Source organism: Erythrobacter sp. (assembly GCA_019739335.1).
Classification (GTDB): Bacteria; Pseudomonadota; Alphaproteobacteria; order Sphingomonadales; family Sphingomonadaceae; genus Alteraurantiacibacter.
Map to the genome: position 1 here is coordinate 455,373 of CP073261.1, position 25,866 is coordinate 481,238.

Annotated in this window: 28 protein-coding genes; 14 read left to right on the top strand and 14 right to left on the bottom strand. The window is 64.5% G+C overall.

The features are described 5' to 3' along the window. Position 1 precedes the first annotated feature (1 nt). The 4 genes from JY451_02250 to JY451_02265 form a co-directional block, all read right to left on the bottom strand. Positions 2-745, bottom strand: coding sequence for an ABC transporter (locus JY451_02250; GenBank protein QZH75461.1), 744 nt, complete (start codon positions 743-745; stop codon positions 2-4). Positions 746-842: 97 nt separating this feature from the next. After that, a complete protein-coding gene (locus JY451_02255; GenBank protein QZH75462.1) occupies positions 843-1,247 on the bottom strand; it encodes a hypothetical protein in 405 nt (134 codons plus the stop codon). An 18-nt stretch (positions 1,248-1,265) separates the two neighbouring features. Further along, positions 1,266-2,279 (bottom strand): cysteine synthase A, encoded by a 1,014-nt coding sequence (locus JY451_02260; GenBank protein QZH75463.1) that lies wholly within the window; start codon positions 2,277-2,279, stop codon positions 1,266-1,268. Positions 2,280-2,343: 64 nt separating this feature from the next. Then, positions 2,344-2,661: a 2Fe-2S iron-sulfur cluster binding domain-containing protein gene (locus JY451_02265; protein QZH75464.1), complete on the bottom strand. Its 318-nt coding sequence runs from the start codon at positions 2,659-2,661 to the stop codon at positions 2,344-2,346. Positions 2,662-2,736: 75 nt separating this feature from the next. Here JY451_02265 and JY451_02270 point away from each other — a divergent pair, with 75 nt between their 5' ends. From JY451_02270 to JY451_02285, 4 genes are all read left to right on the top strand, one after another. Further along, positions 2,737-3,354: a DNA-3-methyladenine glycosylase 2 family protein gene (locus JY451_02270; protein ID QZH75465.1), complete on the top strand. Its 618-nt coding sequence runs from the start codon at positions 2,737-2,739 to the stop codon at positions 3,352-3,354. Between the two features lie 6 nt (positions 3,355-3,360). Continuing rightward, complete coding sequence (locus JY451_02275) at positions 3,361-3,534, top strand: hypothetical protein (GenBank protein QZH75466.1); 174 nt, start codon at positions 3,361-3,363, stop codon at positions 3,532-3,534. Positions 3,535-3,564: 30 nt separating this feature from the next. Beyond that, positions 3,565-5,529 (top strand): S9 family peptidase, encoded by a 1,965-nt coding sequence (locus tag JY451_02280; GenBank protein QZH75467.1) that lies wholly within the window; start codon positions 3,565-3,567, stop codon positions 5,527-5,529. 131 nt (positions 5,530-5,660) lie between these two features. Next, complete coding sequence (locus JY451_02285; GenBank protein QZH75468.1) at positions 5,661-6,512, top strand: SDR family oxidoreductase; 852 nt, start codon at positions 5,661-5,663, stop codon at positions 6,510-6,512. Here the strand turns inward: JY451_02285 and JY451_02290 are convergent. Both JY451_02290 and JY451_02295 read right to left on the bottom strand, forming a co-directional pair. Then, complete coding sequence (locus tag JY451_02290) at positions 6,509-7,015, bottom strand: DUF1697 domain-containing protein (protein QZH75469.1); 507 nt, start codon at positions 7,013-7,015, stop codon at positions 6,509-6,511. The genes JY451_02285 and JY451_02290 overlap by 4 nt on opposite strands. After that, positions 7,012-7,305 (bottom strand): 4a-hydroxytetrahydrobiopterin dehydratase, encoded by a 294-nt coding sequence (locus JY451_02295; protein ID QZH75470.1) that lies wholly within the window; start codon positions 7,303-7,305, stop codon positions 7,012-7,014. Before JY451_02295 ends, JY451_02290 begins: the two co-directional genes overlap by 4 nt. A 65-nt stretch (positions 7,306-7,370) precedes the next feature. On the opposite strand from JY451_02295, the gene ccmA reads away from it, so the two are divergent. Together ccmA and JY451_02305 are read left to right on the top strand one after the other, a co-directional pair. Beyond that, positions 7,371-7,952, top strand: a complete 582-nt coding sequence (ccmA, locus tag JY451_02300) for a heme ABC exporter ATP-binding protein CcmA (protein ID QZH75471.1) — start codon at positions 7,371-7,373, stop codon at positions 7,950-7,952. Further along, the gene (locus JY451_02305) at positions 7,949-8,608 is read left to right on the top strand and encodes a heme exporter protein CcmB (protein ID QZH75472.1); all 660 of its coding nucleotides are present in this window, start codon (positions 7,949-7,951) and stop codon (positions 8,606-8,608) included. Before ccmA ends, JY451_02305 begins: the two co-directional genes overlap by 4 nt. Positions 8,609-8,615: 7 nt before the next feature. Here JY451_02305 and JY451_02310 read toward each other — a convergent pair whose 3' ends face one another. The 3 genes from JY451_02310 to JY451_02320 are packed head-to-tail and all read right to left on the bottom strand — an operon-like array spanning position 8,616 to position 10,664. Further along, positions 8,616-8,966: a cytochrome c gene (locus JY451_02310; GenBank protein QZH75473.1), complete on the bottom strand. Its 351-nt coding sequence runs from the start codon at positions 8,964-8,966 to the stop codon at positions 8,616-8,618. Further along, complete coding sequence (gene map, locus JY451_02315; protein ID QZH75474.1) at positions 8,963-9,799, bottom strand: type I methionyl aminopeptidase; 837 nt, start codon at positions 9,797-9,799, stop codon at positions 8,963-8,965. Before map ends, JY451_02310 begins: the two co-directional genes overlap by 4 nt. A gap of 43 nt (positions 9,800-9,842) precedes the next feature. Continuing rightward, positions 9,843-10,664, bottom strand: a complete 822-nt coding sequence (locus JY451_02320) for a DUF4163 domain-containing protein (protein QZH76511.1) — start codon at positions 10,662-10,664, stop codon at positions 9,843-9,845. Positions 10,665-10,712: 48 nt separating this feature from the next. On the opposite strand from JY451_02320, the gene JY451_02325 reads away from it, so the two are divergent. From JY451_02325 to glnA, 5 genes are all read left to right on the top strand, one after another. Continuing rightward, the gene (locus JY451_02325; GenBank protein ID QZH75475.1) at positions 10,713-12,095 is read left to right on the top strand and encodes a leucyl aminopeptidase family protein; all 1,383 of its coding nucleotides are present in this window, start codon (positions 10,713-10,715) and stop codon (positions 12,093-12,095) included. Positions 12,096-12,200: 105 nt separating this feature from the next. Next, positions 12,201-12,542 carry an SH3 domain-containing protein gene (locus JY451_02330; GenBank protein ID QZH76512.1) on the top strand — a complete coding sequence of 114 codons (342 nt, stop codon included), beginning with the start codon at positions 12,201-12,203 and terminating at the stop codon, positions 12,540-12,542. Next, positions 12,542-13,468 (top strand): N-acetyl-gamma-glutamyl-phosphate reductase, encoded by a 927-nt coding sequence (argC, locus tag JY451_02335; protein ID QZH75476.1) that lies wholly within the window; start codon positions 12,542-12,544, stop codon positions 13,466-13,468. Before JY451_02330 ends, argC begins: the two co-directional genes overlap by 1 nt. A gap of 243 nt (positions 13,469-13,711) precedes the next feature. After that, a complete protein-coding gene (locus tag JY451_02340) occupies positions 13,712-14,050 on the top strand; it encodes a P-II family nitrogen regulator (GenBank protein QZH75477.1) in 339 nt (112 codons plus the stop codon). A 66-nt stretch (positions 14,051-14,116) separates the two neighbouring features. Then, a complete protein-coding gene (gene glnA / locus JY451_02345; protein QZH75478.1) occupies positions 14,117-15,526 on the top strand; it encodes a type I glutamate--ammonia ligase in 1,410 nt (469 codons plus the stop codon). Positions 15,527-15,587: 61 nt separating this feature from the next. Here glnA and JY451_02350 read toward each other — a convergent pair whose 3' ends face one another. The 3 genes from JY451_02350 to JY451_02360 form a co-directional block, all read right to left on the bottom strand. Further along, on the bottom strand, positions 15,588-16,124 hold the full coding sequence (locus JY451_02350; GenBank protein QZH75479.1) for a hypothetical protein: 537 nt from the start codon (positions 16,122-16,124) through the stop codon (positions 15,588-15,590). 130 nt (positions 16,125-16,254) lie between these two features. Then, the gene (locus tag JY451_02355) at positions 16,255-16,920 is read right to left on the bottom strand and encodes a hypothetical protein (protein ID QZH75480.1); all 666 of its coding nucleotides are present in this window, start codon (positions 16,918-16,920) and stop codon (positions 16,255-16,257) included. Further along, a complete protein-coding gene (locus JY451_02360; protein ID QZH75481.1) occupies positions 16,917-17,123 on the bottom strand; it encodes a helix-turn-helix transcriptional regulator in 207 nt (68 codons plus the stop codon). Before JY451_02360 ends, JY451_02355 begins: the two co-directional genes overlap by 4 nt. 136 nt (positions 17,124-17,259) lie before the next feature. Between JY451_02360 and JY451_02365 the strand changes: the two genes are divergently transcribed. The 3 genes from JY451_02365 (at position 17,260) to JY451_02375 (ending at position 19,541) form a co-directional block, all read left to right on the top strand. Then, positions 17,260-17,853, top strand: a complete 594-nt coding sequence (locus JY451_02365; GenBank protein ID QZH75482.1) for a lysozyme — start codon at positions 17,260-17,262, stop codon at positions 17,851-17,853. Positions 17,854-17,925: 72 nt separating this feature from the next. Further along, on the top strand, positions 17,926-18,957 hold the full coding sequence (locus JY451_02370; GenBank protein ID QZH75483.1) for a hypothetical protein: 1,032 nt from the start codon (positions 17,926-17,928) through the stop codon (positions 18,955-18,957). Between the two features lie 11 nt (positions 18,958-18,968). Then, the gene (locus JY451_02375; protein QZH75484.1) at positions 18,969-19,541 is read left to right on the top strand and encodes a fasciclin domain-containing protein; all 573 of its coding nucleotides are present in this window, start codon (positions 18,969-18,971) and stop codon (positions 19,539-19,541) included. Positions 19,542-19,558: 17 nt separating this feature from the next. Here JY451_02375 and JY451_02380 read toward each other — a convergent pair whose 3' ends face one another. Both JY451_02380 and JY451_02385 read right to left on the bottom strand, forming a co-directional pair. Beyond that, the gene (locus JY451_02380) at positions 19,559-23,785 is read right to left on the bottom strand and encodes a translocation/assembly module TamB domain-containing protein (GenBank protein ID QZH75485.1); all 4,227 of its coding nucleotides are present in this window, start codon (positions 23,783-23,785) and stop codon (positions 19,559-19,561) included. After that, positions 23,785-25,839 carry a BamA/TamA family outer membrane protein gene (locus JY451_02385; GenBank protein ID QZH76513.1) on the bottom strand — a complete coding sequence of 685 codons (2,055 nt, stop codon included), beginning with the start codon at positions 25,837-25,839 and terminating at the stop codon, positions 23,785-23,787. Before JY451_02385 ends, JY451_02380 begins: the two co-directional genes overlap by 1 nt. Between the last annotated feature and the right edge of the window lie 27 nt (positions 25,840-25,866).

Below are 25,866 nucleotides of genomic sequence, written 5' to 3' on the forward strand. Positions count from 1 at the left end.
GCTAGGACGAAGTCTCTTCTCCGGCAGTTCCATGATGGCGTCCGTCGTTCCCCTCTGAAGCAGGAAAACGGCGGTTTTCCGTGGGTTGTGCGGATGCCTCAACAGCAATTCCCGCGCTTTCCCCGAATTGTGGAAAAATATGCGCCAGCAGCGAATCGAAACCCGCTGCCGCCCCTTCGTACGGACCCGCAAGATCGAGCATGGCGGCATCGGCCACCAGCAGCACTTGCCCCAACCCAAGGCTGCAATGCGCCAGCAGCCCGTCACCCGGAATAGCGCAATGTTGCGCTTCTCCGGTGTAAGCAAAGGTGCCGCGCAGGTTTACCGGCAGCGTTGTGCCGAAGTGATCGACCTGCACCAGCCCTTCATCCTGCCCCTCGTCGAAATGCAGCCCCAGCCCCCAATGCGCGAGAATCGGGGACAGCAGCGCGACATCCTGCGGGCGCCGTCGATCGCCGAGGCCGAAGCGGGATTCGCCGGTCATCATGGGATCGACGAACAGCAGCACATGGCCACCTTCGCGAACCCAGGCATCCAGCGCGACATTCTCTTCCGCGGTCAATCCGCGTGGCTGCGCCATTAATAGTGCGCGATGCGGGGCCAGTGCCTCTGCCGAAAGATAATCCAGCGGCGCGAGCGGCGCGCGACGTTCGATAAATGCCCTCGCCCAATGCGGTTGCGCTTCGCCGGCAAGGATTTCATCGAAGCCTTCGGTCTCGCCCCAATAGATAGGGATCGTGCCCATCAGGGCAATCGCCTCGCCCGGTTCCGTCTGCTCCTCTTGCGCGTTTGCGGGAAGAGTCGCGGACGCCAGCATCGCAAATAGCGCTGCTCTCCAGATTCTATTGCAGGGGCGCATTCTGACCTGCTGAAGATTCCGGACCGGGAATGTCCCCCGCGCGCGGCGCTGCCCGCCCGGTTGGCGAAGCGGTTGGTTGGGGGGGCAATGCCGGCACCACACCCGCATCCGCCAGCGGATCACGGGGAGCATCTGTTTCTTCAGCCACAACCGTTGGTGCCGCTTCGGGCACAGCGCTCGCCTCGGTCAATTGCGCGCGGCTGATGACGACGTCCGCCAGGCCGATCAGCAGCACCATCGACAGCACGCCGAACAGCCCGACTTGCAAACGCTGGATCCGCTCCGCCCGCGTGCCGCCCAGCGGCGAGCTGAGCGTTTCCACGCGAACCGCCTCGGCTTGCCGTGGTGCAGCGCGGTTGCGCAGCAAATCGCGGGGATCGATGACCATGCGCGGCATTTTAGTCGATCACGATGAACCTAGCCAGTCGAATACCGGCAGGTTCTTCGATGCCAGCCATTCGGCATTGTAGAGCGTGGAGAGATAGCGGAACCCGGTGTCGCACAGGATCGTCGCCACCCGCGCATCCTCGCGCCCTTCAGCCAACAGTTGCCGCCCCAGCGCCACTGCGCCCGCGACATTGATGCCGGAGGACAGGCCAAGGCACAGCCCTTCCTCGCGCAGCAGCCGGGCGACCCACTGCAAGCCTTCCTCGTCGGAAATGCGGAACTGGGTATCGATCGGCGCACCTTCGAGATTGGCGGTAATGCGGCCCTGGCCGATACCCTCGGCTACCGAAGTTCCTTCGGCCTTCAGCTCGCCGTTGGCATAGTAGTTATACAGCGCAGCGCCATGCGGATCGGTCAGCGCAATGCGGACATTCTCGTCGAGCGCCTTCAAGCCCATGCCCACGCCTGCCAGCGTGCCGCCGGTGCCGACCGCGCAGGTGAAGCCGTCCACCCGGCCTTCAAGCTGGTCCCAGATTTCCGGGGCCGTGCCTTCGATGTGCGCGCGGCGGTTGGCGACATTGTCGAACTGGTTGGCCCAGACCGCGCCGGGGGTTTCCTCGGCCAGCCGCCGCGAGGTGTGGACGAAGTGGTTGGGGTCGGCGAACTTGGTCGGCGGCACCAGCACCAGTTCCGCGCCGAGCGCGCGCAGCGTGTCCATCTTTTCCTTGGACTGGTTGTCCGGCATCACGATCACGGTCTTGTAGCCGAGCGCGTTGGCCACCAGCGCCATGCCGATCCCGGTATTGCCTGCCGTGCCCTCCACCACCGTGCCGCCGCTGCGCAATTCGCCGCGCGCCTCGGCGTCGCGGACGATCCAAAGCGCTGCACGGTCCTTCACCGAGGCACCGGGATTGGCGAATTCGCACTTGCCCCAGATCTCGCACCCAGCCGCCTCGCTCGCTCCGGCGAGCAGCACGAGAGGGGTATTGCCGATCAATTCGAGCGTGTCGGTGCGGGGAGGAGGAGCAGTCATGCCCGGAGAATTTAGGGCGCGCGGCGACGAAGCGCAATGCGGCTGCGCTTTGCCCCGCCCAAACTCAGTCTTCTTCGGCAATCGTGACTTTCAGCCCGTCCAGCGCATCGGTGAAGGGAATCTGACACGAAAGCCGCGAGGTCGCATCGCGGTGGTCGCTGGAATCGAGCAGGTCGTCCTCGTCCTCGCTCATCGCGGGCAGCTTGTCGGAGAAGGCCGGATCGACGTGCACGTGGCACGTCGCGCACGAACAGCAGCCGCCGCACAGCGCCAGTAGCTCGTCAAAGCCGTTGTCACGGATGGCTTCCATCACGGTAAGGCCGCTGGTGACGTCGACGGTCGTTTCCTCGCCTGCACGGTTGACCACGATCAGCTTGGGCATGGGATGCGCTTTTCCTCTGTTGTCCTGCGGCGCGGCTGCTAGGCAATCGCACTGGCTTTGGCAAGGATTTGGCGGATGGGACTGACGGCAGAACAGATCAAGAGCGCACTCGATGCGGTGGCCGGGCAGGAGCCCGCCATCGCCCGGGCGCTGGAGATTGCCGGATACCCAGAACCGCGCATCCGCCCCACCGGATACATGACCATGCTGCGCACCATCGTCGGCCAGCAGGTGAGCGTGGCGGCGGCCAGTTCGATGTGGAACAAGCTGGAAGCCGAACTGGGCACTGAATTCTCCCCCGCCGCCCTGCTCGAACGCGATTTCGATACTTTGCGCGCCTGCGGCCTCTCTCGGCAGAAGCAGGGCTATGCGCGGAGCCTATGCGAACTGGTGAGCGCGGGCGAAGTCGATTTCGACAACCTGCCCGCCGATGACGAGGCTGCGATTGCCGAGCTGACGAAGATCAAGGGCATCGGCCGCTGGTCGGCAGAAATCTACCTGCTGTTCGCCGAAGGCCGCCCCGACATCTGGCCCGCCGGGGACCTGGCGGTAATGGCCGGGATCGGCAAGATCCTGGGGCTGGAGGAACGACCGGACGAAAAGGCCACCCGCGCGCTGGCGGAACCGTGGCGGCCGCATCGCGGGGCGACGGCGATTTTCACCTGGCATTGCTACAACAATCCGGCGTTGTAGTCGGCGATGCTGCGGCGACTGAAGGAAATCGCGATAACCGTTGTCGAAATCGGCGGAGCTTTTGTCGCCGTGGCCCCGCTTGAGCCTGGCGAAGCGGCGCGCAATCGCAGGGTGCGTTCGCTGCTGGTTTTGGGGGCATTTCTCGCTGCGGCAATTGGAATTGCCATCGTTACTTCCTAACTCCCCAGCCGGGACCAACAGGGAGACCCCATGACCGATACCGCCACCACCGCCGCCACCCGCGTAGCCGCGACCCCGCTGATCCCGCGCGATCACCTGTTCGGCAATCCCACCCGCTCCGGCGGCAAGATCAGCCCGGACGGCAAGTGGGTCAGCTGGATGGCGCCGTGGGAAGGCGTGCTCAATGTATTCATGGCCCCCGCCGAAGACCACACCGAGGCGCGCCGGATGACCAGCGTGGCAGGACGACCGATTCCCGCCTATTTCTGGGCTCCCGACAGTCAGAGCCTGCTCTACATCCGCGACACCGACGGGGACGAGAATTTCCTGCTCTACCAGGTCAATCTGGCGGGCAGCGCGGAGAAGTGCCTGACCCCGTTCGAAGGCGCGCGGGTGCAGGTGGTCGGCGGTTCGGAAACGATCCGGGACAAGCTGCTGATCGGCCTCAACAACCGCGATGCGCGGTTCTTCGACGTGCATCTGCTCGATCTGAACACCGGCGCGCTCGAACTGGTGTTCGAGAACGACGGCTGGGCGAGCTTCGAGAGCGACGACAGCCTCACCCTGAGGTGGGCCATGCGGCAGAATGCGGCGGGCGGCACCGACATGCACGAGATCAGCGATGGCGTAGTGGCGGAAACGCCCCGCGAAGTGACCGGCCTCGACGACGCGCTGACCACCGGCATGGCGGGCTATACCACCGATGGGGCGACGCTCTACTGGTTCGACAGCCGGGGCCGCGATAGCGCCGCGCTCTATGCCGAGGACACCGCCACCGGCACCCGCACTCTCATCGCCGAGCACGACAAGGCCGATATCGGCGGCACCATGCGCCACACCAAGACGGGCGTGGTGCAGGCGTGGAGCGCCACCTATCTGCGCACCGAGCATCACGCCATCGACCCGGAAATCGGCGCGGCGCTCGACTGGCTGCGCGAGCGGCTGGGCGGCGATTTCGGCGTCCAGTCGCGCACCGATGACGACCGCCGATGGCTGGTGTGGAACGATCCGCTCACCGGGCCGGTCGCCAGCTATCTCTTCGATCGCGACGCGCAGACCCTGACGCAGTTCTACGTCACCAAGCCTGAGCTGGAAGGCGCGCCCTTGCAGCCGATGCACGCGCTGGAAATTCCCGCGCGCGACGGGCTGGTGCTGCCCAGCTACCTCACCCTGCCCCCGCAGAGCGATCCCGAAGCAAGCGGAGTGCCCCACGCGCCGGTGCCGCTGGTGCTGCTGGTCCACGGCGGGCCATGGGCGCGCGACGGCTATGGCTACAACCGCTCGCACCAGTGGCTCGCCAATCGCGGCTATGCGGTGCTGTCTGTCAACTTCCGTGGCTCGACCGGATTCGGCAAGGCCTTCACCAACGCGGGCAACCTGCAATGGTCGGCGAAGATGCACGACGACCTGATCGACGCGGTCGAATGGGCCATCGAAAAGGGCATTGCCGAGCGCGACAAGGTGGCGATCATGGGCGGCTCCTACGGCGGTTATGCCACGCTGGTGGGGCTGACCTTTACGCCCGAAGCGTTCGCCTGCGGGGTGGACATTGTCGGCCCCTCGAACCTCGAAACGCTGCTCGAAACGATCCCGCCCTACTGGGAGCCGCTGGTGAAGCAGTTCCACGAGCGGATGGGCGATCCGACAACCGAGGAGGGCAAGGCTTTCCTGAAGTCGATCAGCCCGCTTTACCGCGCCAAGGACATCGTCAAGCCGCTGCTGATCGGCCAGGGCGCCAACGATCCGCGCGTCAAGCAGGCCGAAAGCGACCAGATCGTCGAAGCAATGGAGCGCGACGGGGTGCCGGTGACCTATGTCCTGTTCCCCGACGAAGGCCACGGCTTCCACCGCCCGGAAAACAACATCGCCTTCAACGCGATTGCGGAGAACTTCCTCGCCGAGTGCCTTGGCGGGCGGGCCGAGCCGGTGGGCGATGTGCTGGCGGCCTCGACTGCCGAGATTAGGGTGGGTAAGGAGCATGTGAAGGGGCTGTGAGCCACCGTCCTTTTTCGTCATTGCGAGCGTAGCGAACTCGAAGAGGGCCAAGGCCAACCAATCCAGTCCCGCCCTTGCGATAATGCGCGAGGTTGGGGACTGGATTGCTTCGTCGCCTGCGGCTCCTCGCAATGACGAGGCTTGGGGAGTTGGCATTGGAACAGAAAAGCATCTTCATCACCGGCGGAGCCTCCGGCATCGGCCGCGCCATTGCGCAGCATTTCGCGACCAAGGGCTGGCTGGTAGGGATCGCCGACCGCAATTCGCTCGGCCTCGCCGAAACGCAAGGACTGCTGCCCGCAGGCCAGTGCCATAGCTACACCTTCGACGTGACCGACCGCGCCGGGTGGGAAGCGGCACTTGCGCAGTTCACGGCGCATACCGGCGGCATGCTCGATGTCCTCGCCAACAACGCCGGGCTGCCCTCCGGCGGACCGCTCATCGAAGTCACGCACGAAGAACTCGACCTGCTGCTCGATGTGAACCTGCGCGCGGTGTTCTACGGCGCGAAGGCGGGCTATCCTTACCTCAAGGCCGCTGCGCCGGGTTCGTGCCTGCTCAACACCGCGAGCGCGGCGGCGATCTACGGCATGGCCAACCAGAGCGTCTATGGCGCGACCAAGGCCGGGGTGAAGAGCATGACCGAAAGCCTCGATGCCGAATGGCGCCCGCACGGGATCAAGGTGCGCTCTCTTATGCCGAGCTTCATCGATACCCCGCTGCTGCAACAACCGCCCAATCGCAGCCGCAACACCCCGATCCGCGATGCGGTGGTGAAGGCGGGGCTGGAATTCACGCCCGTTGAGACAGTGGCGGAGGAAGCGTGGAATGCGGTCCACGGCAACAAGGTGCACACGCTGGTGGGCAAGACCGCGAAGAAGCTGAAGCGCGTCGCCACGTTCTTCCCGGGCCAGCTGCGCAAGCGCGCGGTGACGCTGGCGGAGGCGCACGAACGGAGCGAGGGGCGAAAGGCGCAGGATTAGGCCTCCGCAGCCGCCATTCCCGCCAATTTTGCCACTGTGTTCATATTCCGCCCGGTAGAATTCTTCGCCGAAGGGATTACCAGCCGCGAGCGCCCCATGCCGGAGGGGAAGAGGATGAATATCTCGCGTTCTCCCGGTTCGATCTGTTCGTCGGTCTGGTGACGCAAACCTTTGGTCGAGATGTCACCATCGACAAACAGCACCAGCACCTTGTTGCCCTCGGCCTCGGCAAACGGATTGCGCGCCAGCACCGCCGCCAATTCCGCCCCGCTGCGCAGGAGAAGGCCGGGGCACCAGCCGAATTCGCCCGTTATCGCCCCGGTCAGCACCCGCCGCGCCTCGGCCACATCATCCGGCCCGTCGAACACCAGATTGCCGCTGGCGATATAGCTGCGCACCTCGCCCAGACCTGCCCGCTCCGCCGCCGCGCGCAGGCGGGCCATTTCGATCTTGCCCGTCCCGCCGACATTGACCGCGCGCAGCAGCGCGACCCAGCGCATCACCCCAGCAATTCCTCGATCGCCCGCGCCATTTTCATATCGCGCATAGACAGCCCGCCCGCATCGTGGGTGGTCAGTTCGATCTGCACCTTGTTGTACACGTTCGACCATTCGGGATGGTGATCCTGCTTTTCCGCCAGCATCGCTACCTGCGTCATGAAAGCGAAGGCCTGGCTGAAATCGGCGAATTCGAAGGTCCGCCCGATCGCGTCCCCGTCGCGCGTGAAAGCCCAGCCGTCGAGCGCAGCCACCAGCACCTGCGCTTCGCGGCTTCCCAATCCCTCTACTGCCATTGCCTGTCCCCTCCATGAGTCGAATGCTTGCGTGTTGCGCCAACCATGCCCTAACGCAGGCGCCGATGGAACCGTGCCGATTGACCGCGACCGATCTCGCCTGCCGCCGCGGTGATCGGCTGCTGTTTTCGGGGCTGTCGCTGGACCTGTCGGCGGGGCAGGCCTGCCATGTCACCGGCCCCAACGGGGTGGGCAAATCGAGCCTGATCCGCATCCTTGCCGGACTGGCGCGGCCCTATGCCGGGAAGGTGGAACGGCAGGGCAGCCTTGCCATGCTCGATCAGTTGCTGGCGCTCGACGAACACCCGCCGCTGGCCAAGGCGCTCGGCTTCTGGCAGCGGATCGATGGCGATGCCCTCGCCCCGGTTCAAACACTGGGACTTGCGCCGCTGCTCGACGTGCCGGTACGCTACCTTTCCACCGGCCAGCGCAAACGCGCCGCCATTGCGCGGCTGATCGGCCAGCAAAGCGCGCTTTGGCTGCTCGACGAACCACTCAATGGGTTGGACAGGGAAGCGGTGGCGCTGGTCGAGCGGATCGTCGCCGATCACTGCCAAGCTGGCGGGGTAGCGCTGGTCGCCAGCCACCAGCCGTTCGCCCTGCCGGCGGGCGCGACAACGCTCCACCTGCCGGATTTCGCCGCATGAAGGTGTTCGCCGCCCTGCTCCACCGCGATCTCGCCGCGCTGTTGCCCGGATCGGCGCGCGGCAATTCCCTGCTGCCGCTGCTGTTTTTCCTCGCCGTGGCGATGCTCTATCCCTTCGCCGTCGGGCCGGAGCCTGCCCTGCTCGCGGCAACCGGCGGCGGAGTGATCTGGGTCGCCGCGCTGCTCGCCGCGATCCTGCCGCTCGACCGGCTGCTCGCACCCGATGTCGAGGGCGGGTTCTTCGACCAGTGGGCCCTGCGCGGAATATCCGAGGAAGCCGTGGTTGCGGTGCGGCTGCTGGCGCACTGGCTCAGCTTCGGCCCGTTCGTGATGATCGCCGCGCTACCCGCCAGCGCACTGCTGGGGATCGACAACCAGACGCTGCGCTTGGTCGAACTGGGCCTGCTGGCAGGAACGCCGGGGCTGGCCGCCATCGGCATTATCATCGCCGCCGTCACTGTCGGGCTGAAAGGCAGCGCGGCGCTCTCCGGCCTGCTGGTGATCCCGCTGGCGGTGCCGCTGCTGATCTTCGGCGCGGGATCGTTGTCGAGCGGGGGTGAAGGCGGGCTGGCGCTGACCGGAGCGATCAGCCTGGTGCTGGTGGCAATCGCGCCCTTCGCGGGCGGTGCGGCGATCCGTGCGGCGCGGGAGGGGTAAGGCGCCCTTACTGATACGCCGGGTGATAATCCTCGCGGCGTAGGGTCAGCATGTAATCGACCAGTTGGCCGATCTCGTCACCTTCCAGATAGAAATCCATCTCACCGGGATAATTGTGCGCGTCGGTCAGCCAGGTGGTGAGCGTTTCGCGGGTCAGGCCCGGCGTGTTGGCAATCACCGGCCATTCGGGTGCGGCAGGGTTTGGCGAAAGGCCGAAGGCCTCGATCGAATGGCATTGCGAACAGGCGGCCTGCGCCAGCCGGTAGCCTTCGGTATTCTCTGCAACGGGCGTGGGCGCAGGGGCAGTCTGGCAACCGGCCAGCGCCACCAGCCCCAGCAGAGCGACCAAGGGCTTCACGATGCCACCGCGTAAGGCGGCTGGTCCAGCCCGGTGGGGGACTTGGTAAAAATCTCGCAGCCGTCCTCGGTAATGCCGATCGAATGTTCGAACTGCGCGGACAGGCTCTTGTCGCGCGTCACCGCCGTCCAGCCATCGTTGAGCAGCTTTACGTGCGAGCGACCAAGATTGATCATCGGTTCGATGGTGAGGAACATGCCCGGCTTCAGTTCCGGCCCGCTGCCCGCGCGGGCAGCGTGAACCACTTCGGGGGCATCGTGGAAAAGCCGCCCGAGCCCGTGGCCGCAGAAATCGCGCACCACGCCGTAGCGGTGCCGCTCCGCATGGCTCTGGATTGCCGCGCCGATATCCCCCAGCCGGGCACCGGGGCGTACCTGCGCGATGCCGACCATCAGGCATTCATAAGTCACTTCGACCAGCTTGCGGGCCTTCAGCGGCACATCGCCGACCAGGAACATGCGGCTGGTATCGCCGTGCCAGCCATCGAGCAGCGGAGTGACATCGATGTTGACGATGTCCCCATCCTTCAGCCGCTTGTCCGAAGGGATGCCGTGGCAAACCACGTGGTTGATCGAGATGCAGCACGAATGGGTATAGCCGCGATAGCCGAGCGTGGCCGGGACCGCGCCCCCATCCAGCGTCATCTCGCGCACCACCGCGTCGAGCTCCTCGGTGGAGACGCCGGGCTTCACCCGCAGGGCCATCTCGTCGAGGATCTGCGCGGCGAGCAGCCCCGCCTTGCGCATGCCTTCGAACCCTTCCGGCCCGTGCAGCTTGATGGTGCCGTCGCGGTAGACGGAAGTGTCGGCTGTGACGTGCTGATATTGTGTCATGCGGGGTTATGTAGGCGAAGCCGCGCGAAAATGCGAGCCGGACCTATTCCTCTGCCCCGAACGCTACCCGATATTCCGGGCGGACGATCGCAAGCAAGTCGTCATCCACTTCGAACGTGAATTCGTAGGCACCCTCGGCATAGGGGCCAGCCAGATAGGGGGCGATCTGGATACCGACACGATCGAAGTGACGGCCATTGCTTGAACCGAGCAGGACATTGGTCTCGTCAGGCTTGATGCAGGTATCGAACGTGCCGTCCGATCCTTCTTCCACCGGTTCACCGCGGCGTTCCGCCCGTTCGGCATTCAGCGCCTCGCACAGACGCTCGCCCAGAGCCGCATCGAGCGCTTCAGCAGAGGCAAAAAAGGAAACCGGCTCCAGCGGGCGGTCGTTTTCCTTGTCCCATACCAGCGCGTCGAACCCGTAATTGGGATGCGCTCCGCCCTGATAACTGTCGAGATTGGCGGATAGGCTTAGCCATCCTGGCAGGTCTGCCACCACTTCCCAAGCCGTGCCGCTGGAGTACTTGTTAAACGGGAAGCCGTTGTCGCGCGCCTGATCGCGGCCGTCGGAAGCTTCGCGCGCCAATGCCTCGCGCTGGCGATCCAGCCGCAGATCGAGCCAGGCGGCAAGGCCGGGAATCTCGCCGGCTTCGGCAGGATAGGCATATTCGAACAGGAAGGTATCGGTCTCTTCCGAAACCTGCCGCGCCCCGCCCACCGGCGCATCGTCCCCGGTAGCGGAGGCATCGGGCGTGGGTGTTGACGCAGTGGCGGTCGGAGCGGGCTTGGGCTCCTCCCCGGCGAAATCGCATCCCGAAAGCAATGCGGCCGCAACCAAGATCGAGGAGAATCGTCGCAACATCACTCCGCAGCCTTTCCAAACGCGCGCGAAAACGGCAAGCGATATCGCATGAGCATCGCCGACAATCTGATCCAGCCCGATCGCGGGCAGGACGCCATCGCCATCCACCTTGTCAACAAGGATACGTTCGAGAGTTTCGCCAAGGGGCTGAGCGGACCACAGCGTGCGGCTCTGGCGGCGCAGAAGTTTACCGGCGGCGGATACCAGGTCGGGATCGTGCCGGATGGAGAGGGCTGGTTCGCGCTGGGCGGCGTCGCCAATCCGGACGAGCTTTCGAGCTGGTGCATGGCCAAGCTGGCCGAGGTGCTCCCCGCCGGAACTTACCGCCGCGCAAATGGCGATCCCGGCCCCGCACTGTTCGGCTGGCAGTCCGCGCAATACCGCTTCACCCGCTACCGCAAGGACGACGAGGCCGAGGGTCCGCGTGTGCTGCTGACCGGGGAAGCGGCGAAGATCGACCTGGCCGTGGCCGAAGCGCAGGCCGCCTCGCTGGTCGCGGATCTGGTCAACACTCCGGCAGAGGATATGGGCCCCGCCGCACTGGAAGCGGAAGCCGAACGGATCGCCAAGGCGTACAAGGCCGAACTGGAAGTGGTGCGCGGGGATGCGCTGGAAAAAGGGTTCCCGATGGTCCAGGCCGTGGGCCGCGCGGCCGATCGCAAGCACGCCCCGCGGCTGATCCATTTCACCTGGGGCGATGAAAAGCACCCGCGCGTCGCGATTGTCGGCAAGGGCGTGTGCTTCGATTCGGGCGGGCTGGACATCAAGCCTGCTGCCGGAATGCTGCTGATGAAGAAGGACATGGGCGGCGCGGCGCACGCGCTGGCCTTGGCCGAACTGATCATGCGCACCGGCATGAAAGTGCGTCTGCATTGCGTGGTGCCGGCAGTGGAAAACGCGATTTCCGCCAACGCCTTCCGCCCCGGCGACGTGCTGGCCAGTCGCAAGGGGCTGAGCGTGGAGATCGGCAATACCGATGCCGAAGGTCGGCTGGTGCTTGGCGATGCGCTTACCCTCGCGAGCGAAAGCGAACCTGAGCTTATCATCGATTTCGCCACCCTGACCGGGGCGGCGCGAGTGGCTGTCGGGCCCGACCTGCCCGCGCTGTTCACCCGCCGTGACCAGACTGCCGAACAACTGATCGCCGCAGGCCGGGCGCACGACGATGCGCCGTGGCGCTTGCCGATCCATGACGCTTACGCCGAGTGGCTCAAGTCCGACGTGGCCGATCTCAACAATTCGCCTGCCAACGGCTTTGCCGGGGCCAGCGTGGCTGCATCCTTCCTCGACAGGTTCGTCGGCGAAGGAATCGACTGGGCGCATTTCGATACCTTCGCCTGGCGCCCCACGGCCAAGCCCGGTCGAGCCAAGGGCGGCGCGGCGCTGGGGCTGCGCGCGGCGTTCCACATGCTGCGCGGGCGGTTCGGCTAAATCGGCCTTGGGGGCCGAACTTGTGCCGCTGCATCGCTACGGCTAAGCGCGCCGGACAAACCGCAACAACTTTGAGCAAGGGGCAGGCGTTTGAGCCAGTCTGACATTCCGACCGGCACAAGCCATCCGCAGGGGCCATACGTCCTTGCCGGACCGGTCGTGCGTGCCGACCCCCGGCGTGTCCCCCTACGCGGCGATTTGGCGCACATCGCGCTGGCGGGGAAATACTTCGTGCCGCATTATGCCGTACCCCAGCCGCGTAGCGTGATGCCGGGCGGCGCGCCGCTACTGGCTGACCCGCGCGAAGGTGCCGAGCAACTGTGCGTGCTGCTCGAAGGCGAGAGCTTCGAAGTGCTCGACGTGACGGGCATCTGGGCTTGGGGCTGCCTCTCCGCCGACGGACCGGTCGGTTACGTCAAGGCGGACCGGCTGGAGCAGATTGCCTGATGGCGCATACTGTATTCATCGACGGGGCAGCGGGTACCACCGGGCTGGAAATCGCCGAGCGGCTGGAAGGCCGCGAGGAATTCGACCTGATCCGCCTGAGCGATGCCGAACGCAAGGATGCCGATTGCCGCCGCACCGCGCTGAACTATGCCGATTTCGCAATCCTCTGCTTGCCCGACGATGCGGCGCGCGAGGCGGTGGCGCTGATCGATGCGGATAGCGGCACGAGGGTAATCGATGCCTCCACCGCGCACCGCAATGCGGCGGGCTGGATCTACGGCTTTCCCGAACTGGTCGGGCCAAGCGTGGTGGCGGGCGCAAAGCAGGTATCCAATCCCGGCTGTTACCCCACCGGTTTTCTCGCGCTGGTCGCGCCGCTGGTGCGCGCCAAGCTGCTGCCGCGCGAATGGCCCTATACAGTCAACGCCGTCTCCGGCTTTTCGGGTGGCGGCAAGGCGCTGGTCGAGCGCTACGAGATGGAAACCGATATCGCCTTCCGCGCCTATGGGCTGACGCTGGATCACAAGCATCTGAAGGAAATGCAACGGCAGGCCGGACTGGAGCATCCGCCGGTTTTCGCGCCTGCGGTTGTCCCGGCGTTTCGCGGCATGATCGTTGAAGTACCATTGCAGATCGCCGCGATGCGCAATGCCTCCGCGCCAGACCGGTTGCGGGATGAACTGGCGCGCTATTACGACAAGTCGCCTCTGGTCACCGTCCACCATGACACGCCTGCCGAACTGTTGCTTCGCGCCGATGCCCCGCCGAGCGACCGGCTCGACCTGTGGGTGTTCGGTGATGCGCAAGGCCGGAGTGCGCGGCTGATCGCGCGGCTCGACAACCTCGGCAAGGGAGCGAGCGGCGCGGCGGTGCAATCGCTCAACCTGATGGCCGGGTGCGACGAACTGGCGGGGTTGCGGCTTTAGCCCGGCGGCTTAGGCTGCCCAGCTTTTGGGCAGGCGTGCCCGGAAATTCACCAGCCTTCCCGCCTCTACCCGGTCGCTCCACGCACGAATGCTGCGCAAACCCGGTATCGGGAGCCGAGAATGTTGCGAATCCGCCCTTTCGCAAGTGCGAGCGATTGTTTAGGCCCGATCCGCAAGCTCTGGCATGATTCTTGAAATGCGATTCTCGAACATTGCCGGTTGCAGGACGGCGCGGGGACTAAAGTGAAAAAGATCGAAGCCATCATCAAGCCGTTCAAGCTGGACGAGGTGAAGGACGCGCTGCACGAAGTCGGCGTGTCCGGCATCACCGTGACCGAGGCGAAGGGCTTTGGCCGCCAGAAGGGCCATACCGAACTTTATCGCGGAGCCGAATATGTTGTCGACTTCCTGCCCAAGGTGAAGCTGGAAGTGATCGTGCCCGATGCGCTGGCGGACCAGGTGGTGGAAGCCATCGCGGGCGCGGCCAAGACCGGGCGCATCGGCGATGGCAAGATCTTCGTATCGGATATCGCCCGCGCCATCCGCATCCGCACCGGCGAGCAGGACGATTCAGCGATCTGATCGCCCCGCCCCCGGCAACAGAATTTCAAACCGAAAATCAATCCAATCCCAGAAGGAAAGACAAGAATGGCCAGTGCAGCTGATATCGTGAAGCGGATCGCGGACGAGGAAATCGAATGGGTCGATCTGCGTTTCACCGATCCCAAGGGCAAGTGGCAGCACCTCACCATGGTGGCGAGCGCGCTCGATGAAGACCAGCTCGAGGAAGGGCTGATGTTCGACGGTTCGTCGATCGCCGGCTGGAAGGTCATCAACGAGTCCGACATGATCCTCAAGCCGGACATGACCGAAGTGTGGATGGACCCGTTCAGCGCCACGCCGATGATGATCATCAACTGCGACATCGTCGATCCGGCCTCGGGAGAGCTCTATTCGCGCGATCCGCGTTCCACCGCCAAGCGTTCCGAAGCCTACCTCAAGTCCACCGGCATCGGCGATACCGTCTATGTCGGCCCGGAAGCCGAATTCTTCATGTTCGACGATGTGCGCTTTGAAGACGGCTACGCCGGTTCGGGCTTCCAGATCGACGATATCGAACTGCCGACCAACACCGGCACCGAATATCCGAGCGGCAACATGGGCCACCGCCCCGCCGTGAAGGGCGGCTATTTCCCCGTCGCTCCGGTGGACAGCGCGGTCGATATCCGTGGCGAAATGGTCTCGACCATGCTCGAAATGGGCCTGCCGTGTGACAAGCATCACCACGAAGTTGCCGCCGCGCAGCACGAACTGGGCCTTACTTTCGGCACGCTGGTGCAGACCGCCGACCGGATGCAGATCTACAAGTACGTCGTCCACCAGGTCGCCCACGCCTATGGCAAGACGGCGACTTTCATGCCCAAGCCGATCAAGGGCGATAACGGTTCGGGCATGCACACCCACATGTCGATCTGGGAAAAGGGCAAACCGACCTTCGCAGGCAATGGCTATGCCGGCTTGTCGGACACCTGCCTCTATTTCATCGGCGGCGTGATCAAGCATGCCAAGGCGCTCAACGCTTTCACCAACCCCACCACCAACAGCTACAAGCGGCTGGTTCCGGGCTTCGAAGCGCCTGTTCTGCTCGCCTATTCGGCACGCAACCGCTCGGCGAGCTGCCGCATTCCCTATGGTACGGGTGAAAAAGCGAAGCGCGTGGAATTCCGTTTCCCCGATGCGATGGCCAACCCTTACCTCTGCTACGCTGCGCTGCTGATGGCGGGTCTCGACGGGATTCAGAACAAGATCCATCCGGGTGAAGCGATGGACAAGAACCTCTACGACCTGCCGCCCGCCGAACTGGCGCAGGTGCCCACAGTATGCGGCAGCCTGCGTGAGGCGCTCGATTCGCTAACCGCCGATCACGAGTTCCTGCTGCAGGGCGGAGTGTTCACAAAGGACCAGGTCGAAGCCTACATCGAACTGAAGTGGGAAGAAGTGCTGCGCACCGAAACCACACCCTGCCCCGTCGAATTCGATATGTACTATTCGAGCTGATCGCCGGTTTCAGCCGACACGAAAAGAGAGGGCCGCTCGGGAAACCGGGCGGCCCTTTTGCTTAGGTTCCTGTCAATTGCACCACCAGCATGGCGATTCCGCGCGTGCCGTGGTGGGGCCATAGCGCAAAGGCCTCCGCCAAAGCGCAGAGGACGGTAAAGCGGTTGAGGTTGGCGGCTTCCAGCTTTGGCGTGAGGTCGCACATGAAATCGTAGAAGTTGTCCCGCGAATCGTAGGTATATCGCAAATGCCCGCCGACATCGGGAAAGAACGGCATCGAGGAAGGGGACTGCGCGGTGACGGCAATCTGCATCCGGCTGCGCTCCGCCAGCGCCAGCGTGAAAGCATCGTTTAGTGTGTGCATACAGGTGAGCGTGCCGACAGTTCGCGTGGCGCGTTGAACCGGGCTATCCGATGTTGCATCTGTGAGACCAAGAACGCGGCTGGTTCCGTACTCCGTAGCTACACCACGAACGCCGCCTGAAGTCGAAGCGGCCAGCGACATGGCCGAGGCGAGATCGTAAACGTCTCCTTCGTCTGTCCAGTTGCGTTGATGCCGAAAACCCCCTGTCCCGGCAGCGTGAATACGAAACGACATCGGCAACTCTCCCCCAAGGCGCGCGGAGTCTCTTGAGATAATGCGGGTAGCGATTGGCCAAATACGACAGACAAGGCGAAACGGGCTAAACGCAGGACGAACGGAACGCCTTTATCGACATCGCGAACAGTCACCGCATTGCCAGCATCCCCCGCCTTCCGGCGGCGATAAAGGCGGCGAGTAATGTCAGCCCCCAGAACAGTGTCAGCCAATCAAGCGGCTGGGGTGCCGTGACGAAGCCGAGGTGTGCCAGCACGGCCCATGTTCCGCCGATGCCGAGCACGAGGTAGTAGGCGAAGGCGGCAGTCTCGCTTCCTGCGGCGCGCATCAGTTCATCCTGCAATTTCCACGATTTCAGCGAAATCCAGCAAGTCATTACAGAAAGTGCGATGTAGACCGTCAGGGCCATCGCGGGATCAATCACCCCGGCTACGCCGCCCAGCGCCACCGCGACCAGGGCTAACCCTGCAGTAGCCATACCGATGCCAGAATAAAGCAGGATGCCGCGCTGCTCCTGCAATTCCTCGGCATCCTCGACATTGAGGAACTTGGCGCCCGACTTCGGACTGATTACGCCCACTGCTACCGCAGCGGCAGTCAGCATATAGATAAGTCCGACCAGCGCCGCGATCTCGACCGAGGCGCCGACCGCAGGCAGCGCGCCGCTATCGAAGAATTGCAGTATCAGCGTGGCCCCGGCGAAGCCTGCTATGGCGCCCAGCCCGAGAGCAAGGGCGGCTTTCTTCCATCGGCGATTCCTGTCTGCCTGCGCAGTATCGGTTTGCATCTCGGTCATGCTTCGGGCTCCCAGTGATCGATAAACAGTTCGGGCACCGCCACGGCAAACAGCTTCGCCATGCGCAGCGCCAAGGGCAGCGAAGGGTCGTACTTGTCGGTTTCGACCGCGTTGATCGTCTGCCGTGAAACGCCCAGCCGCCGGGCAAGCTCGCCCTGGCTCCAACCGCACGCCTCGCGGTATTCCTTCAACCGGTTCTGCACCAAACGACTCCGCTGCCTGACAAGAGTTCTTTACTGTAAAGAGCTCTTGTCAGTCAAGCATTCTTGTCAGGCCTTTCCTACAATCTTCCGGAATGCCTAGCCGGATGCCTCCTGACACTTCAGAAAAGGCCAAGCCATGTCCCGCCCATCCCTCTTCGATCTTGCCCGCCTCTTGCTGCGGTTCAGCTCGCGCACGCGGCCCGTCCCAGCCGCAGAAACCATCTCATTGGACAGTGCTCCATGTGCTCCATATTCCCCCGCGAATACTCCGGGCCAGATCGGACCGGAAGGCGTCGCCCTCATCAAGCGCTTCGAAGGCTGCGCAAAGCGGCGCACGGACGGCATGATCGAAGCTTACCCTGACCCGGGCAGCGGGGGCGCACCGTGGACGATCGGCTGGGGCGCGACCGGTCCGGGCATCGCGCGCGGAACGGTCTGGACACAGGCCCGGTGCGACACGCGGCTCGAAGAAGACCTCATCCGCTACGCAAATGAGGTCGCACGAGTGCTCGATAATGCGCCCACCACCCAGTCGCAGTTCGATGCGCTGGTCAGCTTCCATTACAACACCGGAGCGATCGCGCGGGCGACGCTCACCCGAAAGCACAAGGCCGGCGATTTCGCGGGGGCGGCGCGCGAATTCGATCGCTGGTGTCACGCTGGAGGGCGAGTAATGAAAGGCCTCGTCCGCCGTCGGGCTGCGGAATCCGAGCTATACCGCCGCGGTTGACCCGTTCCGTTCGCCGCAAAAGCCGGAACCAGACCATACCCCCGCAGTTGCGCCTTCACAGGAGTACCACTGATGAAAATTCTCGTGACAGCCGTCTCGATCCTTGCGCTGGCGGCGACGCCAGCGCTGGCCCAGGGCAATGGCAATGGCAATGGCAATGGCAGCGGCAATCGCGGTGGCAATTCTACCGCGCAAGCCGGGCCGGATGCCCGCGGCAATGGCAACGACCGCCGCAATGGCGCTGGCAATGGAGCCTCCCAAGAACGCGGCCAAGCGCAGCGTGGCAACGGCGGTCAATCGCCGCGCGCCGGGAATGGCAATAACGACAACCGCAATGGCCCTTCAGTCAGGTCAAGCGATCGCGGCAACCCGGGGAACGGCAACCGAAATGCCGCAAACCGAAACGACGACCGCTCCGTTTCGAACCGCAACGGCAACAACCGCGCCAATTCAGATCGCGGCAATGGCGATCTTCGCAACGGGCCACGCCGCCAGAGCGATCTTGTCGAGCGGGTGCTCTATCGCGAAAGCGGGCTCGTCAACGGCTGCCCTCCCGGACTCGCCGCCAAGCGCAACGGCTGCACGCCGCCGGGGCAGCTGCGGCAGCAGAACGACCGCTACGCCCGCTATTCGCGCTACGCACCCAGCTGGTGGGGCCTGCCCTATCGCGGCGGCAACTACTTCTACGAAGATGGTTTCCTGGTGCGTTACGATGGCAACAGGATCGCGGGATACATACCGCTACTCGGCGGAGCGCTGGGGATCGGCAATGTCTGGCCCTCCAGCTATGGCTATGACCGCGTGCCGGACTATTATTCGCGCTATTACGGCTTTGCCGACAATTACCGCTATGCCGACAACGTGGTTTACCGCGTCGATCCGGAAACTGCGGTTATCTCGTCCATCGCTGCCTTGCTGACCGGAGACGAATTCGTGGTCGGCCAGCCGGTGCCGCGCGGATACGACGTTTACAATGTGCCCTACAGCTACCGCGACCAGTACCGGGACGGGCCGGACCGCAACTACCGCTATTCGGACGGCTACATCTATCAGGTCGATCCCGAAACGCAGCTGATTGCTGCTGCCATAGAATTACTGGTCTAGGGAGAACCGAAATGTCGTCGAACACCCCGCAGCGCCGCGTGCTGCTGCTTGCTACCGTATCAGCCTTCCTGCTCGCCCTCTCCGCTTGCGGCAATGACGGAGAAGTTGCGGGAACCGCCGATGCTTCCGCCCCGGGCACCCAGACGATCGCTGCTCTGATCTCCAGGGCGGATGACCTTTCGCGTGTGGAGGAGCTCATGGAAGACGGCGGCCTGTCGCAGACCTTCGATGGCACGGCGGCCTATACTTTCTTCGCTCCCACCGATGCGGCGCTCGATAGTCTGGGCGAGGAATTTACCGGCGAAGAGGCGCGCCCTGCCCTGCTCGCCATGCTGCGCCGCCACGTGGTCCCGGGCTATCTTACCGCAGAAGACATCGCAGCCGCCGTGGCCAGTAACCGTGGCCCGGTGGAGATGCAGACGATGGGCGAAGGTACGCTGACCTTTGCGATGGATGGTGAGAATGTGGCGGTCAGCCTTGAGGAAGGCGCAGCCTCGGCCGTGCTTGGTGAGGAAATGCTGGGAGCCAACGGCGTCGTCATTCCCATCGAGGGCGTGCTGGCCGATATCCAGCCCGGAGGCTGAACTCCCTAACAATTCAGTCAATAGTCGCGCCGGTACTCTGCCGCCGCGCTGTGCCGCCCGATGGTGCTGACGGTGGCGAGCAGATTCAGCCAGCTCGTCACCCGGAACTCGACATTGCTGGCATTGTAGCCCGCTCCGTCGGTGATGATCTCGACATAGAACCTGCGCCCGAAGTTCTTGCCCAGAGCAATGGCAGTGCCGCGCCCGAGAGCCGCGTCGGCGGGTACGATCCGCAGCCGGTCGAGCCCGATGGCATCGCGCAGCTGGTTGATCGGGCCCGTGCCCGAACCGCCGCGCAAACTCGCCACTGCCGCACCCAGCTGCAGCGCATCGGTGGCCGACAGATTGGTGATCGATCCGCCGAACAGCAGCCGTGCCAACAGCTCCTCTTCGGGGAGCGCAGGGACCGATGAGAAAGTAATTTCCGGCTGGCTGGCGTTGCCACGCACGTTCACCGATACCGACAGCGCATCGACTTCGGTCGACGCGACCAGGTCGATACGCGGATCGATCGGGACGTTCTGGTCAAAGAAGATATCCCCCTGCGTGATCTCGAATTCCACGCCGGCGAAGGAATAGGAACCCTGCCGGGGAACAATTTCCACACTGCCGCCAAGCCGGGGATCATCGGTAGTACCGCGAATCTGGAGATTGTCGGTGCGCCATTCGCTTTCCAGTCCAAGGCCGTCGACCTCGATGCCGCCTGGAGCACTGACATCGATCAGGTAGCGCCATGGTGCGGTATTCACCGCAACAGGGGTTACATCGCCGGGCAGATTGATCTCACGCGTGGGAATCGATGGCAGTTCTGCCAGCGCCTCTGCCGCCACCCCGAGCCGCCAGCGCGCGCCGTTGGCACGCAGCCGCGCGGCGATGGTGCCGCCCCTGCCGTCGGAAACGATCCGCAGCGGCCCCGTCACCGTCGCGCCCATATTGGCCAGATCGAGAATCTCGGCGTTGCGTGCTGCCAATCGGATATCCATGCGCGGCCCGCGCTCAGCGGTGATGCCTGAGAGATCGACATAGCCGCTCCCGCTCACTCGCCCGCCATTGCGGGCAGTGCCAGCGAAGCTGCTGAGGTTGAATCGCGATCCGTCGAACCGGCCGCGAGCAGTGACGCCGGTTATGTCGGTGCCGATCAGTGCGCTGCGTACCCGTAGCGCATCCCCGGCAAAGGAGCCCTCCACGCGAGGATTGCCCAGTGTCCCCCGGACATCCGCTGCTACCGTGGCCAGGCCGGTCACGTCGAGCAGATCGATACCAGAGAGCCGCCACAGTGCTTCCGCCGCGCCAGCATAGCGCAATTGGGCGAAAAGGTCGCCGCGATAGAGCCGGTCCGTCAGCGAACCCGACTGCGGCAAGCCAGCAATCCGCGCCTGCATCCGGCCGTCTGCGCCGCCGTGATCGGAAATCACCGCCCGCATCTGCGCGAGTGTTTCCGACAGGTCTGCGACCAGCGATATGTCGATCGGCTGCGATGTCAGCAGTGAAGTGGCACGGGTTAGGTTGCTTACCACCAGCCGCGCTTCGCCGGTCGGCAGTCCGTTGGCCCCTGCGGCAAAATCCACAACGCCCGAAACAGTGCCACCGACACCCAGTTCGCCTGTCAGCACATCGGCCAGACTCAAGGGCATATCGCCCAGCGCCAGCCGCCCCTGCAATGGCTGGTCCCCGCCGAAGCGGCCATTCGCAATAACGAAGCCGCTGCCGAACGACAATTGCGTCCGTTCCAGCTCCCAGCCGCCACCCTCGAGGCTGTTGAATACCGCTCGGCGCGGCATGGAAATATCGCGGCTCCCGTAAGACCCGTCCACCGCCACCGCCACCCGCTCGGGAGTGGCCTCGCCGTTCACCAGCAGTTCGAACCGGCTGCCGCGCCGTCCGGTGAGAGCGGCGTCGAAACGCCCCGTGCCGTCTTCCACCTGCGCGCGTGCGGCCAGCCTGCCGATGAAGATGCTCCCGTAGGACAGGCCTTGCAGGCTGGCATTGCCGCGAACGGTCGTATTGCCCTCTGCGATCACGCCGCTGGCATCGATGGTGCCGCGATTGATCAGCAGCGGCGTTTCCCCGCCGAAGCGGGCGTTGCGCGCCGTCAGATCGACATCGAAGCCCTGCCCGCCATCGCGCATGGCCAACACAATCGTCCCGTCGATGCCGCCGCGCGACAGGTCGAGATCGCCCGCCACGCCGCCCTCTACAAGCTGCAACTCACCCGTCACGCGGGTTTCCGCCACATCCAGCCGGTCGATGTTGATCGTCGTATCGCCGTTCTCGGCAATGTTGAGGAACAGCAGCCCATCAAACGCGCCGAGCAGCGAACCGCCCTGCGTTTCGATCTGGAAGCCATTTTCGGTCGGCGCGAGCACAACCCGCACATCGCGAAGACCTGCAGCGGGCAGCGGGTCGGCGAAGACGAGCGTGGCGCGCGGGCCATCATCGGCCAGGGTCGCTTCCACGTCGAACGGCCCGTAATCGACATGGCGGCCCGCGCCCGCCAGCACCGTCTCGCCTGCCTCGATGCGCCCGTCGAGCGTGGCGGTCAGCTTGCTGGCGTTGACGGTGAAATTGTCGAACAGCAGCGGCGCTGCGGAACCCAGCCGCAAACCCCCGCGAAAGCGGATATTGTCACCCGCGAGATTGGCGAGGGTGGAATTGGTCACTCGGTCCACGCGGCCCTGCACATCGGCAGCCAGCTGCCATGGAACGCCGCCGCCGATGGTGAAATCGATCCGCGCCCCGGCATCGACCGTGCCGATGCCGTCGAACGGCAGATCGGCGACGTTGACAGGGCCGGTCACGCGGGTGCGCCCGGTCGAAAAATCACTGTTCAGCGCCAGCAGCCCCTGCAGCCCCTGGAATTCGACCCTCAGGTCGTCCGAGAGCAATTCGTTTCCGGCATAGACCAGCGTTCCGCCGACCGTGCCGTTGACAAGCCGCGGATCGAAAAGCTCGTTGCCACTGGTAACGCGGGCGACGGCAGCATTCACCGGCACGGAAAGGCGCGTACCGTCGTAGGTCAGAGTGCCGCGCTGGGTAACGGAATCAAGGATCACGCCCCCCGCGTCGATCCGGCGGACCGTAAGCGTGTGCGGCACGGTCAGTTCGCGAAATGGCCCGTCCAGCGTGCCATCGAAGCGGGCACCTTCCAGTGCGATGTCTTCGGCAAACAGCGTCGGATCGAGCAAGTCCGCCGCCAGCACCACGTTGCGGAAGGCGCTTTCCGCAAGGTCGATCGCGCCCGCCCCATCGGCATTCACGCCCTGCGCCCGCAACACGAAATCACCTTCGAGTACGCTTTCGTCAAGCGTGCCCGAAGCAGTCAGCGCGAACTCTTCGCCCAGCGCGCGGGCGGGCAGCCCTTCGAGATAGTCTCCTGGCCGCGCGCGCCCGACAATGCGGTACTGGCCGGAAGTGTTGTAGATTTCGAAATCGAGCACCTGCTCGCCGCCCTGCACCGCGTCGAGCTGGCCTTCCCACGATGTCCATGTGCCAGTGCCTTCGAGTTGCACGGCGAGATCGTCATTGGCTCCAATCATCGCGGCCAGGAACCCGCCCTCCGGCGCGCGCCAGTCGAGGTCGAGATCGAAGCGGTCGCCATCGGGTTCGGCATGGACGAGCGCGGTGAAGACGTCGCCGCCTCCCAGCGCGCCCTCGGCATCGAGATAGACAAGCCCGTCGCGAATATCTGCCTCGGCAGCAAAGTCGATCTGCCGCGCCTCACCCAGCAAGCCTTCGGCGACGGTGAGATCGTCGATCACGAAGCGATCGATACGAATGTCGAAATCGGGCAGGATCGGCGCATCGGGATCGCCGGGGACCAGTTCGGGCGCGGCGTAGAGCGTCCCCCCAGTCAGCACCAGGTGGCGCACATCCAGCCCACCGCTGGTGAACCACCTGTGCGGCCGCCAATTGAGATCAATCGTCGGCACCTCAAGGAACAGGGTGCCGTTGGCATCACGGAATTTCACATCGTTGAGCGTCGAACTCCACAGTACCGATCCGTCGATGGAGCCGACCTCGACCGACAGCCCCGATGCGGGCGCGACCTTGGCGATTTCATCGACGATGAACTGACGACCGGGCGGGGTATGCAGGTAGGCGACGAACAGCACGATAATGCCCACCACTGCCAGCAGCAGCCAGCCGATGGATTTGAGCAGGATGGTCAGCCAGTGCCCCCGACGCACGGGCGGCGGTGCAGCTTCTTCCACCGCCGGATCATCAAAAGTGCCAGCCTCGGCCATCAGAAGGCCTGCCCCAGCGCGACATAAACTGCCACCCAGCTGTCATTGGGCCCGGGGTTGAGCGGGACAGCGACATCGAGCCGTAGCGGGCCGAAGCCGGTGTGATAGCGCACGCCCACACCCGCGCCGAACCGAATAGAGCCGAAATCGGGCAATGCGTCATCCCCCACCGATCCAGCATCGACGAAGGGCACCACACTGATCGCTCCGTCCATCAGCCCGGTGCGGATCCGCGCCTCTGCCGACAGTTCAACCAGACTGCGCCCGCCCGAAGGATCGCCCGATTCGCTGCGCGGGCCGATTTCGCGATAGCCGTAGCCACGCACCGATCCGCCCCCGCCTGCATAGAGCCGCCGCGACGGGGCAATGCCTTCCAGCTCCGCCCCCGGAATGCTCGCCAGCCGCACCCGGCCCGCCAGCACGGTATTCTCGCCGATCGACTGGTAGTACGAGGCATCGACCTGGCTGCGAACGTAGAAACTCTGCACCCCGTCGTTGTCCGATGCTTCGGGCGAAATCCGCCCGCTCAGCCGCCAGCCGCGCGTCGGATCGAGCAGGTCGTCCGAGTTGTCGAGCTGCGCGAACACCGGCAGCGCGGCGACGAAATAGGTTTCGCGCGGCAGCAGTTCGCGGTTCTCATCGAGTTCGCTCTCCTGCGTCGCCACCAGTTCCAGCCCGACCGACCAGCTCAGTTGCTTCTGGAACAAAAGCGTGCTGATCCGCTCGAATGTGCCGACCAGCGACACGGTGCGCGCATCGTAGGCCGCGTAGTCGATGGTACTGGCGAAGGCGTCCACCGTCAGGATTCGGTCACGGCCGTAGAAATTGTTTTTGCGGAACGTCACCCCGGCCAATTGCTCCTGCGTGCCGAGAATGCCGCGCACCCGCAGCAGGCCTTCAGGCGGGAACAGGTTGCGGTGTTCCCACATGCCTTCCAGGCGGATTCCCTCCTCGGTGCCGAAGCCGATGCTGCCGGCCAGCGTCCGCAGGGGCGCAGGCGTCAGCCCGGCGGCGATGTTGACCAGCCCCGGCTCGCCGCCTTGCGGTTCTTCGACTACCACCGGCGTCAGCGTCACCGCGCCGACCAGACCGGTGGCGAGAATCGCGCGGCGCAGGTCCATCTCGTCGCTGCGACGGTAAAGATCACCCGGATCCCAGCGGGCAATCCGCGAAAGGTGCTCGCCAGAGAGGAATTCGGGCATGTCGCTGGTAACGACGCCGAGGTTGTACTGCCCGCCCGGCTCCACCGGCAGGGTAAGATCGCCTTCGCGCCGGTCATGATCGATCAGCAGGTCGGGCTCGGCGATTGCGGCGAAGGGGAAGCCGCTCTCGCCCAATGCCACATCGAGATCGGCCTGCTCCATGCGGATCGCGTCGAGCGAGATCGGATCGCCGGGCTGGATTTCGAACGCGGCGCGCAAGTCTGGGTAGGCATCCCCGGCAGTAGCGATGTTGCCCAGATCGACCGCACCAAAGCGATAGCGCACACCGGGCAGGATATCGAACCGTGCGGCAGGCCGGTCGAGTTCGGTTTCGACACCGCCGTCGACTTCGCCAACGCTGCGGATCACCTGAGCATCATAATAGCCGTAAACCCGCAGCATCTGCTGCAACAGTGCCTCGTCGTTCCGGGCATGGACTGCCAACCGGGCGAGATTGTCGTCATCCTCGGTCTGGGTAATGGTCGATAACGCCCGGAACCGGCCGAGGAATTCGTCGCGCTGCGGGAACAGCGAATTGTCCGACGGGAAGACAAGCACCAGCTCGTCCGAAATGCGCTCCTCGCTGCCGGCAGGGATCGGCGGAATGTCCTCCTCGAAGGTGGCGAATTCTACCGGCTCTTCATCGGGTTCGAGCGGGGCGAGCTGTGGCAGGTCTATATTGTCCGGCCACGGCACGGTTATTTCGGGCAGGTCGGCCAGTTCGGGATCGAGCGCCAGCGGCGCGTTTTCCTGTGCGGCGATATCGTCAGGGACCCCCTGCTCCGCCCAGGCCTCGGGGTCCTCGACCGCCGAATCGGGGATCAGGTCTTCCAGCCGCGGCGCATCCTGCATGTCCTGTGCGACCAAAGGCTGCGTCAG

What these genes read in the sequence shown, in the direction of transcription:
- JY451_02250 (QZH75461.1), bottom strand. Translation starts at nt 745, where the DNA reads ATGGGCACGATCCCTATCTATTGGGGCGAGACCGAAGGCTTCGATGAA.
- JY451_02255 (QZH75462.1), bottom strand. Translation starts at nt 1,247, where the DNA reads ATGGTCATCGATCCCCGCGATTTGCTGCGCAACCGCGCTGCACCACGG.
- JY451_02260 (QZH75463.1), bottom strand. Translation starts at nt 2,279, where the DNA reads ATGACTGCTCCTCCTCCCCGCACCGACACGCTCGAATTGATCGGCAAT.
- JY451_02265 (QZH75464.1), bottom strand. Translation starts at nt 2,661, where the DNA reads ATGCCCAAGCTGATCGTGGTCAACCGTGCAGGCGAGGAAACGACCGTC.
- JY451_02270 (QZH75465.1), top strand. Translation starts at nt 2,737, where the DNA reads ATGGGACTGACGGCAGAACAGATCAAGAGCGCACTCGATGCGGTGGCC.
- JY451_02275 (QZH75466.1), top strand. Translation starts at nt 3,361, where the DNA reads ATGCTGCGGCGACTGAAGGAAATCGCGATAACCGTTGTCGAAATCGGC.
- JY451_02280 (QZH75467.1), top strand. Translation starts at nt 3,565, where the DNA reads ATGACCGATACCGCCACCACCGCCGCCACCCGCGTAGCCGCGACCCCG.
- JY451_02285 (QZH75468.1), top strand. Translation starts at nt 5,661, where the DNA reads ATGACGAGGCTTGGGGAGTTGGCATTGGAACAGAAAAGCATCTTCATC.
- JY451_02295 (QZH75470.1), bottom strand. Translation starts at nt 7,305, where the DNA reads ATGGCAGTAGAGGGATTGGGAAGCCGCGAAGCGCAGGTGCTGGTGGCT.
- ccmA (QZH75471.1), top strand. Translation starts at nt 7,371, where the DNA reads ATGGAACCGTGCCGATTGACCGCGACCGATCTCGCCTGCCGCCGCGGT.
- JY451_02305 (QZH75472.1), top strand. Translation starts at nt 7,949, where the DNA reads ATGAAGGTGTTCGCCGCCCTGCTCCACCGCGATCTCGCCGCGCTGTTG.
- map (QZH75474.1), bottom strand. Translation starts at nt 9,799, where the DNA reads ATGACACAATATCAGCACGTCACAGCCGACACTTCCGTCTACCGCGAC.
- JY451_02320 (QZH76511.1), bottom strand. Translation starts at nt 10,664, where the DNA reads ATGTTGCGACGATTCTCCTCGATCTTGGTTGCGGCCGCATTGCTTTCG.
- JY451_02325 (QZH75475.1), top strand. Translation starts at nt 10,713, where the DNA reads ATGAGCATCGCCGACAATCTGATCCAGCCCGATCGCGGGCAGGACGCC.
- argC (QZH75476.1), top strand. Translation starts at nt 12,542, where the DNA reads ATGGCGCATACTGTATTCATCGACGGGGCAGCGGGTACCACCGGGCTG.
- glnA (QZH75478.1), top strand. Translation starts at nt 14,117, where the DNA reads ATGGCCAGTGCAGCTGATATCGTGAAGCGGATCGCGGACGAGGAAATC.
- JY451_02350 (QZH75479.1), bottom strand. Translation starts at nt 16,124, where the DNA reads ATGTCGTTTCGTATTCACGCTGCCGGGACAGGGGGTTTTCGGCATCAA.
- JY451_02355 (QZH75480.1), bottom strand. Translation starts at nt 16,920, where the DNA reads ATGACCGAGATGCAAACCGATACTGCGCAGGCAGACAGGAATCGCCGA.
- JY451_02365 (QZH75482.1), top strand. Translation starts at nt 17,260, where the DNA reads ATGTCCCGCCCATCCCTCTTCGATCTTGCCCGCCTCTTGCTGCGGTTC.
- JY451_02370 (QZH75483.1), top strand. Translation starts at nt 17,926, where the DNA reads ATGAAAATTCTCGTGACAGCCGTCTCGATCCTTGCGCTGGCGGCGACG.
- JY451_02375 (QZH75484.1), top strand. Translation starts at nt 18,969, where the DNA reads ATGTCGTCGAACACCCCGCAGCGCCGCGTGCTGCTGCTTGCTACCGTA.
- JY451_02380 (QZH75485.1), bottom strand. Translation starts at nt 23,785, where the DNA reads ATGGCCGAGGCTGGCACTTTTGATGATCCGGCGGTGGAAGAAGCTGCA.
- JY451_02385 (QZH76513.1), bottom strand. Translation starts at nt 25,839, where the DNA reads ATGCAGGATGCGCCGCGGCTGGAAGACCTGATCCCCGATTCGGCGGTC.